Annotated in this window: 19 protein-coding genes; 1 reads left to right on the top strand and 18 read right to left on the bottom strand. The window is 53.1% G+C overall.

The annotated features are described in order from the left end of the window. The coding region (locus G485_RS29245; RefSeq protein ID WP_027093307.1) for a transposase at positions 1–234 on the bottom strand (234 nt) is incomplete at its 3' end. Positions 235–954: 720 nt separating this feature from the next. Here G485_RS29245 and G485_RS0115505 point away from each other — a divergent pair. Further along, complete coding sequence (locus G485_RS0115505) at positions 955–1,284, top strand: ArsR/SmtB family transcription factor (protein ID WP_027093306.1); 330 nt, start codon at positions 955–957, stop codon at positions 1,282–1,284. Between the two features lie 251 nt (positions 1,285–1,535). Here the strand turns inward: G485_RS0115505 and G485_RS29990 are convergent, their stop codons facing one another. The 17 genes from G485_RS29990 to G485_RS26790 all read right to left on the bottom strand — a co-directional run. Then, positions 1,536–2,543 (bottom strand): hypothetical protein, encoded by a 1,008-nt coding sequence (locus G485_RS29990; protein ID WP_156922386.1) that lies wholly within the window; start codon positions 2,541–2,543, stop codon positions 1,536–1,538. After that, complete coding sequence (locus G485_RS26795) at positions 2,544–3,656, bottom strand: copper amine oxidase N-terminal domain-containing protein (RefSeq protein ID WP_051318328.1); 1,113 nt, start codon at positions 3,654–3,656, stop codon at positions 2,544–2,546. A 115-nt stretch (positions 3,657–3,771) separates the two neighbouring features. Next, entirely contained in the window at positions 3,772–4,755 is a 984-nt protein-coding gene (locus G485_RS0115490; protein WP_027093304.1) for a hypothetical protein, read from the bottom strand. Beyond that, positions 4,742–5,290, bottom strand: coding sequence for a hypothetical protein (locus G485_RS0115485; RefSeq protein WP_027093303.1), 549 nt, complete (start codon positions 5,288–5,290; stop codon positions 4,742–4,744). The genes G485_RS0115490 and G485_RS0115485 overlap by 14 nt, the downstream gene beginning before the upstream one ends. Positions 5,291–5,300: 10 nt before the next feature. After that, complete coding sequence (locus tag G485_RS0115480) at positions 5,301–5,690, bottom strand: hypothetical protein (protein WP_027093302.1); 390 nt, start codon at positions 5,688–5,690, stop codon at positions 5,301–5,303. Between the two features lie 81 nt (positions 5,691–5,771). Next, positions 5,772–6,251 (bottom strand): hypothetical protein, encoded by a 480-nt coding sequence (locus tag G485_RS0115475; protein WP_027093301.1) that lies wholly within the window; start codon positions 6,249–6,251, stop codon positions 5,772–5,774. Between the two features lie 77 nt (positions 6,252–6,328). Beyond that, positions 6,329–8,398, bottom strand: a complete 2,070-nt coding sequence (locus tag G485_RS0115470) for a hypothetical protein (RefSeq protein ID WP_035156550.1) — start codon at positions 8,396–8,398, stop codon at positions 6,329–6,331. Continuing rightward, entirely contained in the window at positions 8,388–10,259 is a 1,872-nt protein-coding gene (locus G485_RS0115465) for an ATPase, T2SS/T4P/T4SS family (protein WP_027093300.1), read from the bottom strand. Before G485_RS0115465 ends, G485_RS0115470 begins: the two co-directional genes overlap by 11 nt. Beyond that, on the bottom strand, positions 10,256–11,101 hold the full coding sequence (locus tag G485_RS0115460) for a P-loop NTPase family protein (protein ID WP_027093299.1): 846 nt from the start codon (positions 11,099–11,101) through the stop codon (positions 10,256–10,258). The genes G485_RS0115465 and G485_RS0115460 overlap by 4 nt, the downstream gene beginning before the upstream one ends. A gap of 33 nt (positions 11,102–11,134) precedes the next feature. Further along, positions 11,135–11,842, bottom strand: coding sequence for a hypothetical protein (locus tag G485_RS0115455; protein ID WP_027093298.1), 708 nt, complete (start codon positions 11,840–11,842; stop codon positions 11,135–11,137). Positions 11,843–11,853: 11 nt separating this feature from the next. Next, entirely contained in the window at positions 11,854–12,975 is a 1,122-nt protein-coding gene (locus G485_RS0115450; protein ID WP_027093297.1) for an SAF domain-containing protein, read from the bottom strand. Between the two features lie 47 nt (positions 12,976–13,022). Then, positions 13,023–13,631: a hypothetical protein gene (locus G485_RS0115445; protein WP_027093296.1), complete on the bottom strand. Its 609-nt coding sequence runs from the start codon at positions 13,629–13,631 to the stop codon at positions 13,023–13,025. Then, on the bottom strand, positions 13,619–13,831 hold the full coding sequence (locus G485_RS0115440) for a hypothetical protein (RefSeq protein ID WP_027093295.1): 213 nt from the start codon (positions 13,829–13,831) through the stop codon (positions 13,619–13,621). Before G485_RS0115440 ends, G485_RS0115445 begins: the two co-directional genes overlap by 13 nt. Positions 13,832–13,919: 88 nt before the next feature. After that, complete coding sequence (locus tag G485_RS0115435; protein WP_476695856.1) at positions 13,920–14,855, bottom strand: ParB/RepB/Spo0J family partition protein; 936 nt, start codon at positions 14,853–14,855, stop codon at positions 13,920–13,922. Then, positions 14,803–15,630, bottom strand: coding sequence for a ParA family protein (locus G485_RS0115430; RefSeq protein ID WP_027093293.1), 828 nt, complete (start codon positions 15,628–15,630; stop codon positions 14,803–14,805). The genes G485_RS0115435 and G485_RS0115430 overlap by 53 nt, the downstream gene beginning before the upstream one ends. Positions 15,631–15,803: 173 nt before the next feature. Next, entirely contained in the window at positions 15,804–16,379 is a 576-nt protein-coding gene (locus G485_RS29240) for a hypothetical protein (RefSeq protein WP_205620156.1), read from the bottom strand. Between the two features lie 129 nt (positions 16,380–16,508). After that, positions 16,509–16,805 (bottom strand): transposase (locus tag G485_RS26790; protein WP_156922093.1); only part of this gene is annotated, 297 nt, incomplete at its 5' end.

The following is a 16,805-nucleotide window of genomic DNA, read 5'->3' as shown; positions in this document are numbered from 1 at the left end:
ATTTAGGTCAAGCGTTCCAACCCGGGTATGCCACTCCCGGTGCCGGTATCCGTTCCGCTGATTGGTTCTTTCGGTGTTTCGTTCATAACGCTCGGCGCCGATCTGGGCCGCTACCTCCGCCTCCATCAACGAATGAACCAGCACATTCAGAGCTTCTTTAAGAAAATCAACATCACCATCAGAACCAGACTTGCGCAACAGCTCTAAAAGTGACATTCTATCTATAGAAGCCACGGTTTGATCCTCCTTCTAAAGTAGAGTCGCGTCACTTTAGTAGAAATCATACCGTGGCTTCCCTTGTCAAGAAGCTCGGCGCAATTTTACACCACTACTTGAGACTATAACTTAATTAAGCATTTTACGATTCTTCCTAACGAAGTCGGCAATAATTCGGGGAGACTCGGTTGGGTATGTTGTTCTGGGATTCCCCTTCTATAAATTCGAAGTGCCCAAAGCAGTCATTCCATACATGGCAAAGTATGTCGAGGCACCGGCAGAGCTGTACGCCCAAACATTGGGCGAGTCGCTTCATCACCTACCATCGAACACAAATCAGAGATTCTTTCAAAGAATGAATCAAATTGGATTGGTTCGCATCACCCAACGGAATAATTCCCTTCCGTTTTGGACAATGCAATTGTTTTAGTCGCACAATTTTGCTCGCCTCGGGTGAAGCCGCGGTTTGTCTGCTTTCCTGCATGAAAGGTGTAGTCAATTCATGAGAGGATGACGACTCTTGATGTGATGAGTCATTACTCGTAAAGTCCGGCATTCGTATCCACTCCTTATGTTATTTTAATCAAATAATTTGGTATTTGAATATAAAGTGTATTGTATAGGCAACCCAATCACAATCCATGCGCCGGTATGCCCTTCTTTTCAGAATGTTTTTGGGTAAAGTTGTGTTATGATATTCATATATTCAAAAGTATAACGATTAAGGAGGCGTTAGCCGTGAATCAAAATATCCAACAGTTTAAAGCCGATTTTTTTAAGGCGCTGGCGCATCCCATGCGGATTCGAATCCTGGAGGTTCTGAGTGAAGGAGATAAAAATGTAAATGAAATACAGAGTATTTTGGGCTCAGAAGGTTCATCCGTTTCTCAGCAGTTGGCGGTATTACGAAATAAAAATGTGGTGACAAGCTTAAAAGATGGCACTTCTGTCATTTATTCGTTACGTGATCCACTGATTAAAGACCTGCTCGTTGTCACAAAGCAGATCTTCGATAATCATCTCGTTGATGCCATTTCATTACTTGAGGTCATTCGAAATGAATCATAAACGAAAAACAAGGGAATTCGTGTAACCACAGGGATCACCTTGTTTTTTCGTTATTCAACCGAAAACATGCTGAGGGATGTTGGATTTTCACGATTGACATTGTTCGATGACAGGAGTAACATTTCACATATATTCAAATAATCAAATATTTTAAGAAGAGAAGGTAACTCAGATGAAATGGAAGGGACGTTTTGAGGGATACCATGCAGCAGCTCTCCGTAAGGATCTCATTTCAGGTCTTATTGTTGGCATTATCGCCATTCCATTAGGGATCCGGAAGTGATTTGTCCTTCGAACGTATGGTTCGCTTCATCGCCGGTTGCGAAAACGCCTTTGTCCACTTCTTTGAGTTTGGTGCCGTCTTCCTTCTGATAAATGGCCTTCACCGGATTGTTCTCCGCATATTCGGCGATGGCATCTGTCCCGCCCAGCGCAACCGTAAAGCTTCGCGTTCGCACCTTCGGATTGGTTTCCGGGTCTTCTTGCAGCCAGTCTTTCCGCGTCGGGTCCTGCTTAGGCGACAAATAGGATCGAACGATCGTATACGTTTTTCCGTTATCCTCGATCGTTTCGGGAAATTCATGATTGATTGTTTCACCTATTTTGTACTTGCCCTTTTGAAACGTAACTTCCGGATTTTGAATGACTTTGCCGCCTAAGGTTTTCGCAATGACATCGACGGGAAATTCCGCGCTTCGATAGGGTACATGGATGCCGAAATAATCGTCCAAGTCGTCCGGATGCGCCCAAGGTTCGGCCCTCTTGATCTCATCCAGCGTATAAAAGGGCCCTTTGCGCACGTTGCCTTTTCCGTCGATGGACACCATGATGGCATACAAATATAAGTCGTCGTTGTCTTTGATGTCGCCCATGCCCGCTTTCCACATACCTTCCGTGACGAGCGCCTCGCTAACTTCGTAATAGGTCGTGACAGGCTGGCCGGGGATGGGCGGATTCGGTTCCTGTCCTACTTGCCGTACTTGCTGGTCCAAAAAAGAAGCGTGTTGGCCGCTTCTCGGATCGCCGCACTGCTTGGGCGTCGTATTCGAACATAATTGGTCACGGCGCACCGTCCAACCCACAGTTCTGTATTTAATGGATGACGTTGCAGCCGTACTTGTGATTTCAAAGCTGATTTTTCCTGCCTCGGTTCTTACTTTTGGGATTTCGGCTTTCGCTGTGAAAGGAAAACCCGATAATAAAAAAGAGCATGCCAGAAGCACGCTCAACGCCGATTTTATGAATTTGTTTCTCTTCATCTATTCCGAGTCCGCCTTTCTGATGAAATAATTGCGGAATAAACTGGCTCCCGGATCGACTTTCAATGTACTGCCCCAATCGCCGCCAACATTCGTGGAAAGGGAAATATCCGCGTAACCTTCGTACCAAACCTGCTTATCGAGTTTGCGATCATTGGGGAACCGCTCATCGTACAGCAAATTTTTACTTTCCGTGAATGAGTTGAATTTGATTCTGAACTTGGAACGTACATAATTATTTCCAAACCCGTCTTTATAAATCATGGAAGGCTCGGGATCAAGGTATCCTTCAATTTGAATCTTGTTTTCTTTAACCCAATCCACATACCGCTGGATGTATTTCAATTCCGCATTGGAGCTTTGCATTTTCGTGGCGAATACCGCCTGCGCCCACGTGTCGTCAATCGTTTTGTAATCTACGTTCAGCCAAAGTGCACCAAACGTTTTCAGTTGGCTCATCCATATATCCACGTTTTTCTTATTGAATTCCGGTATGGTTGAATACAATACCGATGAAACTTTGCTGTCCGTAGGATGCGAGTAGGGATAGGCCATCTCATACGCTTCATTCGGCACATCGGCAAGTATATAAGGATAATCTTGCGCATTCTTGGGCAGGTTGGTTGCGCGAATCAGACGGCCCCATTCATCATACTTCTCATTGGCTTCTTCTTGTGTAGAAATAAATACGGTCGATGTCGGGCTATCCCAATTCACTTCCGCCCCCAGCGCTTCGCTGACAAAACGCAGCGGGACAAACGTCCGGCCGCCGCTGGTGATCGCCTTCGAATCGAAGGCCATTTCTTTACCATTGACGAGCGCCTTGCTATCGCCGATCGTAAGCACAATATGCAGGTCGTCCCGCTCAATCGGTACGGTCATCGTTTTGGGCTCCCAGCCTACGTTTGCGCCCATCTGTTCCGCGATGAATCGAACCGGCACGAGCGTCCGGTTGTTTTCATCGACAAATGCTTGCGCATCGGGAAACCAGATTTTTTGTCCGTCCATGACGACGCTGACAAAGGACGGAGGGTTGCTCGCCGCGCTTGCCGTTACGGTGAACAAGCTGCAAATCATCGCGGCGACAAGTCCTGAAAATACCCATTTTCTCACGCCATTCGCTCCTCTCTTCATAGGGATCATGACAAGTTTGGAAGATTTCGACTGTCAGGTTCATCATAGAGCCGATCTGACGGCGTGTCTACTTTCCGAAATCGCCGCCGTCTCGTTAAGATGGCGAGACAGGACATTCCAGCGGCATATAGCCTTTTTGAGCAGCCGCTTGTTCGCTGGAAAACGTCTCTTCCACCGGATAAGTAAAGCCGCATGCGCTGCGGTAATACACCTTCATGCTTCCTTTTCTGGCCCCGACAATCTCCGGCTTCTTGAGCACGCGGCTTCCGCCGAGGGCGTAATTGTTGTAAAACTTGCCTCCCATCGGAATGCCCTGGATAAAGGCAAGCACCCCGACGTCATCCACGGTATTGTGCCATTCCTCCTTCGAAATGGTCGGCAGCATGAAGGTGTAAGTAAAGCCGTATCGGGAAACCGATTCGTTGTGTTTGTTGATCCGGTACGCGAGTTCGTCTTCAATTGCGCGGACGATGGTGCTCCGGCGCACCTGCTCAAATCGCTCCGCATCCTTTAATAGCGCAATATTCGTCTGCTGCCCGACGTCGGCCCGCAAGCCTTCGTGCCAGCTCCGGCTGCCCGCATCGTAAGCGAGGACGAAATCGTCCAGCGTGAACGAAAGGCTGTTGCCCGTTTGATCGGCGTAGGCATACGGTCTCTTTGCTCCCCAAACCGGTTTCCGTTCCGTTTTCCCGTCGGCACCCGTCCACTCCTCCTCGGCATAGACGTAAAAACCGTCGTATCCAATCACGACAATAGCCGGGATATACCGGTTGAGTACGCCTTGCGAAACGGGATCGTCGGCAATGCCGAAGCTTGCGTACAGCGTCCGAAAAAAAGCGGCTATCGCCTCGTCCTTGTTCAGCGCCACCCGCTTGGCCGATTCGTATTGCGTCTCCCGCTGCTGGTCGGTATTGACGGTCAACATCCGCGCCGCGTCATCCACTGCTGCGTCCAGCGCGGCGTTATAGCGCAGCTCGGTCAATAGCGCCTTCCGCTGCGTTTCGACCTCGATCCGGTTCACGGTCGCAAACGGCAGGAAAACGAGCGCCCCGACAATGGCCCATTCAATCAGCCTCATTGCGCACCACCCCGCCGTAAGGAATGAAGATTTTTTCGTTCGGACTGATGGCCTGGTTCAGGAAATCGAACAGGATCGTGCCGGGAGTCCGGTTCGTGTTTTTGACCGTGACCGCAAACGTGTCGCCGACCCGCAGCTTGTAGCGTCGCGCCGGATCGTCTTTTGCTGACGCGCTGTTCGGGAAGAGCACAGGCAAAATCTGCGCGTTGTAAAATAGGTCGTAGTGCACTTCGTAGCTGCCCCGAAACGTATCCGGCCTTGTCGGGTCGTCGTAAACCGGCACGTACTTTTTGCTGCCGTGTTCCATTTGCACATCGAAGGTGTTGCCCGTTGCCGCAATCGCCTCCATAAAGTCCATATACATGGTCGGCGACACAAAGCCTTTGTCCCGCACCGCATCCACAAACGTCGTCGTCGCCTTCAAGACGACCAGCTCCGAAATATCGTCCTGCTGGTCGAAGGCTGCGGAAATGGGGTAGAGATAGAGCAATAGAACGGCAATGAGCACCGCGAAAACTTTCGAGAAACTGTTCATGGCATTCTCCTTAGCGTAAAGCGAAAATGAGGCGCACCAGTTGTCCGGACGCATCCCGCTGGGCGACCGCCGTATACCGGGCATTCAGGCGAATGCCGGCGGGGACGAACCGGTCCCGATCGAGCGGCGGCGCGTATCGAACGCCGTCCACCACAATTTCCGCGTCTCCCGTCTCCAGCCGGGCAACGGATTGCGCTACTTCTGCGCCGGATACGGTGCCGTCGCCGGCAATCGGCGAAAACGTCATCTGCATGTTGCGGTCCAGCGACTTTCCCGACACATAGGCGGTGGCGTTCAGCGCGGCCCCGGTTTGAAAGAGCAGCAGTCCGCTCGTTACGGCCATCAGAAAGAGAAGACAGGCCACGCTCATTTCCAGCATCGTTCTGGGTGCATGTTCCATCGGCTTCCTCCTTGAAAACGCCGGGGCGTCCGTCTATACCCGAAAGGACGCCCCGTCAAGTTGTGATGTCAGTAAGGGCGCTTACTGCTGACGAAACACGATGCCGCGAATGACGTTGCTGCTGTCGTGCACCAGTTGCGCCCGAAATTTGCCGCTCGGATTGACGTAGTTGATATTCGCCTCATCGAGCGCATGGCTCAGTTGCCCCGGTGCTTCACCAACTACTGAGCCGTAGGTTACGCTGTCGATCGGAACACCCGTGTTGATGACTTTGCCGTACCACTGACCCGCCGGATTTTTCCCGGTGACGATCTGGATGCCGAACTGATCTTGATCGCTGAACTTGCGCAGCGCGTTGACCACCTGACTGCCCGACAACGTCGTGTTGTCGTACACCGTAAACGCCGTTTGCGACAGCTCTGTCTGGATATTGCTGAAATTGCTTTGCGCCGCCTTGGTGGAGTCTTGCGCGGAAATAAACAGCACGACCGCGAGGGTAATGAGCGCGATGGCAAGAAAAATGCCTGCCGCCATCACGAGTGCTTTTTGCGCGTTGGACATGAACCGATCTCTCCTTCAAATGAAATTCGAAATAAAAAAAGACACTTCCCGTTTGGAAAGCGCCGCAACCTGTCCGCTTACTGAATGCGCTGAAGCTGTTCGTAGTAAACGGACATCTGGTGCAAGCTGACGATGACGAGCGGAATGACCAGATAGCCGAAAATGAGGGCCATCATCGGCGCAAACCCGATCCATTTTCCCCAGCCTGCCTTTTGCTCGATCAATTGCTCGTACTCCTGTTTGCGCTGCTCCTGCGCGTAAGCCTGTTCCGACTCCAGGTCGTCGAACGCTTCCCGAATCGGCAAACTTTGCGCCGCCAGTTCCAGCTTTTCCACCGTGCGGACGAACGGCACAAACGGCGCATCCTCTTTCAGCTGCGCCAGCGCCTGATCCGCGCCCTGTTCGAAATGGAGCAAGCAGGTTTGCAGCGGTTCCTTGAACACGCGGGCAAACTGTTCCATCCAGATGAGCAGATGCTCGACCGACATCCGGTCCAGATCCGCCAGCATGGCGATGACGGCATGCAGCTGGTCCACTTCATGCTTCATCTCCATCTGCCGCATGCGCCGTTGGAACATCCGAACGCCGACCGGCATGGCGTAGCCGCCCCATCCCGCGAGAGCGGCGAGGAGCGCCTCCCACCACTTCACATACTGATTGTCCAGCTTCGTGAGCTTGCCCATAATGCGCCGAGCCGCGGCGCGAAGCTGATCGTCCTGATTCGTCGTCAGTAATTCACTGCGGAGCAGGGCCATCACCGTTTCTTCGGTACGGTGCTTCACCTCCTTTGCGCGATCGATGATGCGGCGATCGAGCGCCGCCGCCTCGCGCGCCTTGGCTTCCTCCTCCGGCGAAAGTTGGCCGAACAGGATGCCCGGCTTTACCGGCGCATACAGGATTTGATGCCGGCTTGCGGCATGAAGCGCCATAAACATCCCGAGCACTGCCAGAAAAGCCATGCCCCCCGCCACGATGCGCTGCACATAGAGCCATTCCAGCCGAAGCGGCGATGCGGTGTCTTTCAGCAGCTTGACCATGCGGTCAGCTTCCCGGGAACCGGGGGCGGGACCGAAACGATGCACAAGCCAGCGCATCCACGGCCATTCGTAAACCCGTTTCTCCCATCTTTTTCGGCCGGTTGGTTTTGGACTCGCGTCCAGCTTCTGAATGTTCCGCAGCAAGACGTAGGACAGCCATACGACCGCCATCAGGCCGATTTTCACGATCCAGCCGGTCGTGCTCGCATAAAAGGCGTCCATGGCCGGAAAGTAATGGCTGGCCCAAGCTTCGATCGGCCGGGTAAACAGCAGCGGCAACAGCGCGATGGCGGTCAGTCCTTGCAACAGGAAACTGAGGCGCTCGCGGCGCAGCAGTTCCAGATTCAGTTCGGTCGCGAGCTTGCCGATCGTCTTCAAGTACACGGAACCGGCTGCGGTTCGTTTGTCGCCGTATTCCTTCACCAGATGCGACAGCCCGGCCAAGCCCTGCAAATAGCGGTTCGGCGCGCTCTCGATATATTGCGCCAGCCGCTGCTCGGCGTCGCTTGCCGTGAGCACTTCGTATATTTCGTGTCCGTGCAGCGCCATCTCATACGGCGCGCCGTCCGCCGCTTCATAAATGGCTTCTTCCACCATGCCATGACGATGATAATGATGACGCACATCCGAAAAAAAATGCCGGAGTTGCCGAAGCAGTCGCGTCTCCAGCCGATGGATCAGGTTGTCCGAAAAGATCCCGTGGCCAACCCAGAAGCCGATGCCAATCATGCCGAGCGCGGCCGGGTCGCGCACGCCGAGCGCCAGCGGAACAGCCGCCGCGAGCAGCACGCCCCATATGAGAAGCGCCGTCTTCATCGTCTCCAACCGCAGCTTCCATTCGTCGCCAAGCTGGAGAATGGTCATTCGTTTGCGAAGTTGGTGCAAATAAGCGCGCAGGACCGGCACGCGTTCGCATAGGCGATACAACTGCTGCAACACGCTGTGGAGCGCTTGCTTTTTGCGGGCTTTTCCGGGCTTGCGCAGCGCTTCATACCGCCGAATGGCCTCCACATCCGAACCGTGGCGGGATACCCATTGAAACGCCGCCACCATCGCGAGGAACAATACCGTCGCTGCGCCCAGCAACAGGGACAGCCATTCAAGCTTCATCGCGATCCCCCCAGTGAACCGCCAAAAACGCCTCGAACGCCGCCTGGTCCGGCCCGGCGAGGCATGCGGCGATTTCCTTTCGGCTTCGCTCGGACAACGGATGAACGGCGACATAGCGTCCGTCTCGGTATTCGATGACGTTCCGCGCGACATAAAGCGGGCGGTCCGTCGATCGGCGGAAATATTCCAGCATCGTCTCCATGAACGCCGTCATTTTCTCCTCGGTCGTCGTTTTGTGGCGGAACGTCTCCGGATAGGCCGTCTCCTGCTCCACCGGAACGCATTCGGTAATCCGTTCGATGTAGCGATGTCCGTCCGCGTCCCGCCTGAGGTGAATGTCGAAGTTGATGACGCTGACGACCTGCTGCTCGGCCACTTTTTCGTTCGTAAACACCCCTGTCTTCAGCAGCGAGTTGCGCAGCGAATAGACGAGATCGCGGAACGTTTTGGCATGATGCGTAAACAGCGTAAACAGCGATGCCACCTGCGCCATCTGCACCATCCAGGCGGCAACCGGGTCGGTCGCCACTTCTCCCAAAATATTGACCGAACCGTCCGTTTTTTTCTGGATGTCCAGCCCGTCCTGCCCGGAGATCGTTTCCGTTTCCCGCAAGCTTAAAATGTTGCGTTCCCGGTAAATTTTCCGCAGCTGAAGCTCAAAGCTCATTTCCTGCACCCGGATCGGCAAGATGGCCGGAATGTAGCGCACCATAGCCATGAGCAGCGTCGTCTTGCCGCTGCCCTGCGCGCCGGTGATGGCCGTGATGCGCTCGCCCATGACCAGATATCTGATCAGCCCGATGGGAAGCTCCGCATGGTCGTCCTGAATCAATTGTTCCAGCGCGGCGTTTTGCACATCGAATTTTCGCACAAAAAAAGCCCACGATTCGCTGAACCGGGGGCGCAGCACGACGACGCGGGAGCCATCGGCCATTTCGTTCACCTTAAAGCCGTTGGCCTCAGACAATTGGCCGGGAAAATTATGCTTGTACACGTTCTGGCACACGCGCCTCAGTTCTTGCTCCGAGCCGAAGGACAGAAAGCTCAAATGAATGGATTTCCCTTTATAAAATAGCCACTCGCTGTCATGCGACCTCGGCACCTGACGCAGTTGCGCTTCTTCCTCCAGGCTCCACTCGCCTTCCCACATCGAGGGCGGGATGCCGGAGACGCCGCCCGATACGCCGTCGATTTTCATGTCGCGGATTTCGTCGATGACGCTGAATCCTTTGTATTGCTGATAGATCCGCTGCACAACGATCTGCATTTTGTCCTCGGCAGACAGCTTGCGCGCTTCCCGCTTGTAAATGTCGCGGATTTCGTCGGCGGTAATCCGATATGACTCGGTTTCTTCGTCTTCCATACTCCGTTTGGGGCGATCCAATTCGTATTTTTGAATCAGTTCGTCTAGTGCTCTCAACCGATGTTGTTTCTTAAACAGATAGAGCAGGATGTCAAACTGATCTTGCGGTGAGAGCGCCTGCGGGTCATCAAACGGCAGAAGCCGATTCAGGTTATTGTCGTCCAGATTGTAGCGCTGTTCGAGCAAATCGGCAATTACCTGCTTCACATACGCCTTGTCCCGCAAATCTCCGGACGTGCAGCCCCGCAGCGCTTTCTTGAGTTCTGCGCGCTTGTTTTTGCGACGGCGGTATTCTTCTTCCGACAAGCCGAAGTCGATCAGGCTGCTGCTCGTCATCTCGTGCAGCGCCTCTTTCACAAACGTGGTCATCGCTTCCAGCGTGTAGGCCGGTTTTTCGTCCGGCTGCTCCGGCAAGCGGCGGCTCATGCGCAAATAGAGCAAGACGCCGATCGCGATGAGGATGCCCGCCAGAAGCAAGCCGTTCAGCGCGAACATCATCGGTCATCGTCCTCCTTCCCGCCGAAAAGAGGCTTGTTCAGTCCGACGTTGTTGATGATCGCCTGCGCCAATGCCCGTACTTGTTTCATAAAAGGAGCGTTTTCATGACTGCGCGGCACCTGTCGGTTGCGAAATAGAAAACGGACGGCTTCCCCTTGCCGGGTCGCATCCAGCCAGCCCGTATTATGGACAATCGGGTACGCAGGCTCCCGCCGATGGAACTTACGCTTGATATTCTGAACAGTCAAAGCGGATCGAGGATCGTATTGTCCGAATACAAGCAAATGCTTCCGGTTGGAGTGAAGCTGCGCCTCCATTAGCGGATATACCTGCTCCAGCTTGAGCCCGTTTTGAGGCAGACAGACGACCAGCAAGTTCGCCTGACGCAGCAACGCCTGTGTCCACGCCGACAGGTTGCCGCTTCCGCCGTCCAGCAATACCAGATCGTAAGCGCGCCTTGTCAGTTCCAGAAGGGGCGCAAGCCATTCCTGTGCGGCTGAAACAAACGATGCATCCGGCTTGTTCGATCCCGGAAGGATGTCGAGCCGGTCGGCTAGCAGCGGCAACGTGTAATCCCGCAACCTGTGCGGTTCCAGCTTGCGGTTTTGCAGAAGCCTGAGCAGCGCGTCGATGCCCGCGTCAGACGGGGCGTTCGCTCTGCTCATCCAGGAACGTCTCGGGTAAAAGCCGCGTTCGATGGCCGCGTATTCGCTTTGCAAATGCCCAAGCAGCAAAAGGCGCGAGGAGTATTCCAATCCGAGCAGCGCCGCGGCGGCGATCAGGTTGCTCGTCGTACCGGCCTGTCCCGAAACCGGACTCCAGAATACCACGGTAAAACCCATTGCTTCATCTCCTTTCGTGCAACATTACCTGATTTACGCGCGCCTTCGGGAGCGCGCCCATGCCCGCCGGGCCGTTTTGGCATCGCAATCAAACAACTGCTGCAGCATGTCCAGCACGTTCCGGCGATACGCCCCGGACAGCCGCCTGATGTCGATGCGGCCATGATGCTGGTTGTCCAGTTCGACCGACATATCCCGTTCGTCCAGCGGAAAGCGGAACACGGTGTCCTCCCAGCGAACAGCCTGCTGCGGCAGCAGCGAATCGATATACGACTCGGGTATGGCGATCGGCAGAGTGGGAGCAATCAGTTTGTAAAACGGCAGCGGCTGGCCCACCGCTTCGTGAAGGCACAGCCGCTGCATCAGCTCCGCGTTTTTATGCATGCCGAGCCGGCTCCAATTGCTGCACCACACCCGCTTGTCGTAGCCCGGCAACTCCCGTCCTTTCACAAATTCGGTGTGATCGGTGTCGAGCAGCATGACATCGTATGCTGTTTCGCCACCGGCTTGAAGCAGGGAACGTTCCAATTGCGCTGGCGTGATGAGTCCGGTCGCCACATCGATGCCTTCAAACTCCCGCAACGAACAGCCGAATTCCGCTTGCGGCAAATAGCCTTGCATGGACTGGGCAAGGGTGGAATCCACGATCAGCACCTTTCGCTCCATCGTCGTGAGCAGCTTGCCCAGCACAAGGAGCAGGTGGCTTTTGTCCGGCGCGCCGAAAAATACGACCTTTTTCATGACGGCCTCCTTCACTGATTAAAAATTTGCTCCAATTTATCCACTTTTGCAGGCTCTCCAGGCGACGAAGCTGGCGCCGGATCTGTTGAAACAGTTGATGTAGGCTCCTCTGGCATTTCCGGTCGATTCTCACTCATCGTTGTCGGAACGGAAGAGGTGGGCAGCGGCTGCGCAGCTGGCGATTCGTGATCGACCGTAGCCGTTGCGTCTGCCGGTGGCGGCGATGGGGTCGCCTCATGCATGGCATTGCCTTGCTGCGTGACAATCCGTTCGTTTTGCAATTGTTGCTGCACCGTTACGCTTCCGCTCGTTACGCGCAGTTTGTCCGACTCGCTCATCGCCTTCAGATTGTCATCCAGTGTCGTTCGCAGTTGGCGGGCAAGCTCGGTTGTCGCTTTTTCGAGCAGGTTCGGATCATGCTCCATCAAATCGAGCACCTTCGGATTGGCGGGATAATTGACTACTGCCGATTCCTGCAAGCCCGGCTCGATGTAGGGCAGGGCATACAGCCGCGCGCCTTGCAAGTAGGCATCGATGATCGCGCTTGAAGTCCGTAATATATCCAGCTCGTTCATTTCCAGCCAGATGACATTGCCAGACAACTCCCGCGCTTTCTTTTTCGCCAGCAAGACAAAATCCTCGCCAGTCGGGAAGTTGATTCGCACGTCGATGTACTGTCCCTTTTGCAGATTGGAGGGAAGCTGAATGACTTGAAACTCCTGCACCCGCAAATCCTTCGGGATCGGCGCGCCCTCGTACAGCATGGAAGGCATCAACGGCGTGCCAGGCTCTAATTCGATTTTGGCGCTTTTGCCGATGACCGCGTTCTGATCGGTAATCATTCCTTGCGGCACCAGATTCGCAGGCAGCGGAACAGACTTGAGGTCTTCCGCCTTCACGGTGCCGCCGGCCGGAACAGTGTGCGCCACAGTCCAAACGCTTCTGCGCGATTGTTCCTCTATCGTTTTCAATTCTTCGATTTGCCTTTCATAATGTTCCTTCATTTGCTGTTGTTTCTGCTCTTGCTCTGATTGCTTGATCAGAGAATAAATGGCCGCAGCAGCCAGTAAACAAACGCTTACGGCAATCGCCGCGATGATAAGCGCCTTGCGGTGCCGATACGTCCACGACATCGCTCACGTCTCCTTTCAAACCAAAATTGAAGTGCTGTCGATTGACTTTACCGGGCTTCGTCACGTTGCTTCGGTTTTTGCTGAGTTCCAATCTGATGCTGCTCCAATTTTTCTTGCGCCCATGCAGGCATATGCTCCGGTTTTATCAGACCCATAAAATCCTCTCGATTCCAGCGAGCCTCCTCTCCGGTATACAGATTGATCACGTAGACGGCGCGACCTCGGGAATTGGCAGAGGTGCCAAAACCGCTTAGCGCCAGCACAAGCTGGTTAACAGCGGTGCGGTATTCAGGTCGCAACCGTTCCGGCCGGATGACAACAACCTGGTGGTCAATGCGCATGTCTTCGCGAATCGGCAGGCATTGTGTTTGGGTAAGGGGAGATAGGGGGACCTTGACGTTGGCCCTTTCTTCTTTGAGATCCTCCAGTTCCCATTGCACGCGGGAAACAAAGTCATGCACGGCCTCAAGATAATCCGCGCCGGCTGCAAACGCGTAAAATTGCTCGACACCCAACGAATTGTTTCGGGTGCAGGTACAAACCATGTACGGACGTTCGGCATTGGTTTCGTCTATGCCAAGCAGCACTTCCACCTTCCCGATGGAGATGGCCTGAACGACTTCATAGTTGTCCGCCATTCGCTTTATTTCTTCCATTGTCCGTCCTCATTTCCTGGAAAGTTGCGGTCTTCCTTCGTTCCCCGGCTTCGCTTTGATTGGCCGGCTTCACGAGATTTCTTGTTTCGCGTGCGCGGCTCCTCGGTCTCATCCTCCAAAACCTCAAAGCGGTTGAAACCCGGCTTCTCTTGCATCAGGCGCTCATATTGACGACGCCTCCCTTTCGTGAAATACATCATGAATCGCCTCCCCAAAAATGGGCATAAAAAAGCTCTCCGTCCTAGGGGAGAGTGCTGCCGAACCGGATCGTTACGTTTCAGACACAGGTTAACGTTCCTGTTCCCGTTGCCGCTTTTTATACCAGCTTTCCAGTAGTTGAACGATCAAGTCTTCCTTTTGCTTTTCGGTAAAGTCCCTCGGGAAGAAGCGGTCGATCCGCTCGCGCCGAATGGTCATCTTTTCTTTCTGGTTCGGCTTCTCCTCCGTGAGAATCGAGAAGATGACATCCACGTTAAGCCGCCCGTCCTGGCTCAGTTTTTTCATGCGCTGCGCCTGCGCCAGCGAAGGTGTGCAGTCTTCGGACTGCATCGTTTCGTACAGGGCTTTCTGTTCTTCTTCGGCCAAGTAAGAAAGCTCTACCGCCGGATTGAAGGCGATTCGTTTATCGTCCACCATTTCGAGAATGGAGGGGGTCAGTTCGGTAAGGCGGACATAGCGCTGAATTTGTCTGCCGCTTTCTCCTACATCTCGACCAATAACGTCGGCACTTTCTAACTTCCCGACAAGTTGTCGGGAAGTTAAGTCAGTTCGCTGTCCTTGCCGATTCATCGCCTCCAACTTCATCTTATAGGCGAATGCTTTCTCGCTTGGCGCAATATTTTCCCGTTGCAGGTTGCTGTCCACCATAATGATCGTCGCCTGATCATCGTCCAGTTCGCGGACAATGCAGGGCATCGTTTCTCTGCCTGCCAATTCGCTCGCTTTTTTACGCCGATGCCCGGCTACCATTTCGTAGCCGCCATCTGCCTTCGGACGTACCAGGCCGGGAACGAGAACGCCGTATTGCTTCACGCTGTCCGCCATTTCCAGCATCGCTTCATCCGCCTTCACCTTGAACGGATGGTCGGGAAAATCTCTGATTTCCGATAAAAGGATGTCCAATACCTTTTCCCGCTGCTGGTCGGCGCGGCTCTCCTCCGTCGAGAATAAATCAGCGACTGTGGCCAGTTTGATGCTGGCGCGCATGTCGTCTTTCGCTGCCAATGCTCTGCACCTCCTTCGTAAAGGCGGCATAAGCCCCCGCAGCTTTCCCATCCGGATCATGGACGTAGATGCTTTTCCCCTTGGCGCTTGTTTCCGCCGCGCGAACGGATAAGGGGATTTCGGTGTTGAACACGCGCAGCTTGTCTCCGTAGTCGCGCCGAAGAATAAAGGAAATGTCTTTGGCAAATTTCGTCCGGCTGTCTACCATCGTGAGCAGCACGCCGTCCAAAACCAACTTCGGATTGATCTGCCTGCGTACACGGGCAATGGTCTGCAACAATTGAGTCATTCCTTTGGCTGGCAAATAATGCGCCTGAACGGGAATAATCACGCTGTCTGCTGCCGCCAACGCATTGATGGTCAACATGCCCAAACTCGGCATACAATCGATCAGTACGTAATCGTAGTCGGCCTTAACCGAATCGATATACGAACGCAAGATTGTTTCTCTGCTCATCGTATTGACGAGCGATACCTCGACAGCGGACAATTCAATATTGCCTGGCATCAGGTCAACGCCTTCATGGTGATACAAAATACCTTCCCGCGCTTCATAGGATTCTTCCAGCATCGTTTTCGCCAGCAATGTGGCCAAAGATACCGACAAATTATCCGGTTCATGGAACCCTAACGAATCTGTCAGGTTGCCTTGCGCGTCCGCATCGACCAGCAAAACCTTTTTCCCATCGGCAGCCAAACCGATTCCCAAATTGACCGCCGTTGTGGTCTTGCCCACGCCGCCTTTCTGATTGGCGAGGGCAATCACTTTGGTCATCCGACATTTCTCCTTTCACGCAAAAAGCCGGTTGCGCTGAACATGTCAGAGTAACCGGCTTTTTGAATTGTATCTATATAAAAAGAGAACGCCCCCGATAGTGGAAGACGTTCTCTTGAGCATTTCTTAATTTAAGCAATTTGCATATAATAGATCGCGAACCTACGGAAATTTTAATTATCTATTCTCAACCGGATTGTATTGAGTGCTCTATATCTGTTTAAAGCTTCAATTTCGCTGTAGACATCTAACGAACCGCTGACATCCTCAATAGTAACAACAAGGGCATAGGGAACATCATCATTTTTATCCTCCCAACGCGAAAACAGTTCAAGCCAGACCTGCCAGTCGCCAGCATTAAATCTAGAAAAGGTTTTACTGAACTGTTGACAAACATCCCATTTTTGTCGTCCTTCTTTGAAGTCTTGTTGAACAGGCTGCAATGTCACTCCGTCCACATGACTTTTCTTTAATGATGCCCGTATATAAGCCCCTAAATATTCTGTTCCCTTTGTTCTATCCACCGATGGCCTAGACACACATGTTACAGAAACCTTTGCAACATTACGTCCAACCTGGGCTGCCAAAATTTGCGGCATAAATATGGTTACTCTTTCCTTAGTAGTTCTGTTCAAAGTGCCTGTCCTAACAAAAGTTACTTTTGACGGAGAAGAATATTTGCTGTCGACTACATTGGAAATTCCCCTACCATACAGATTATGCGCTAGAGTCAGTTCCTCTTCCTCCATCCCATCAACGTCCCACAAAGCAACTGCATTATGATAAAGCAACGCTTTCGATAATAGCGTATCTCGATCCGGAATCGTATTTAGGGCTTGCTGAACAAGATCAATTTAAGCTGCTCCCAACGCATGAGCCTAGACCGTGATTTTCTTTGCGGTTTTCATGCAAAAAATCGGACGGAACGCAATGAATCTGAAAAAAGAGAAAAAAAGAACCCGCAGTCGCCGTTCCAGGTTCATAACCAGAAACTGGATAGCGATGACAGTTAAACTTGTATGAGCACCGCGGGAGCAAATTCGGCCCAAACCCAACTTGCGTTTGCCTTCGCCGAACTTTCCTTCGATCGCATTGCGCTGTGCAGCGTCTTGCTTCTCTTGCTTTCGATCATCGGCGTCACGTTGTTCTTTGGATGGCCTGCCAAGCTTCGGGCC

The sequence above is a fragment of the Cohnella thermotolerans DSM 17683 genome, from assembly GCF_000429825.1.
GTDB classification, from domain to species: Bacteria; Bacillota; Bacilli; order Paenibacillales; family Paenibacillaceae; genus Cohnella; species Cohnella thermotolerans.
The sequence above is the reverse complement of the archived record's forward strand: the minus strand, read 5'-3'. Positions and strand labels throughout refer to the sequence as shown.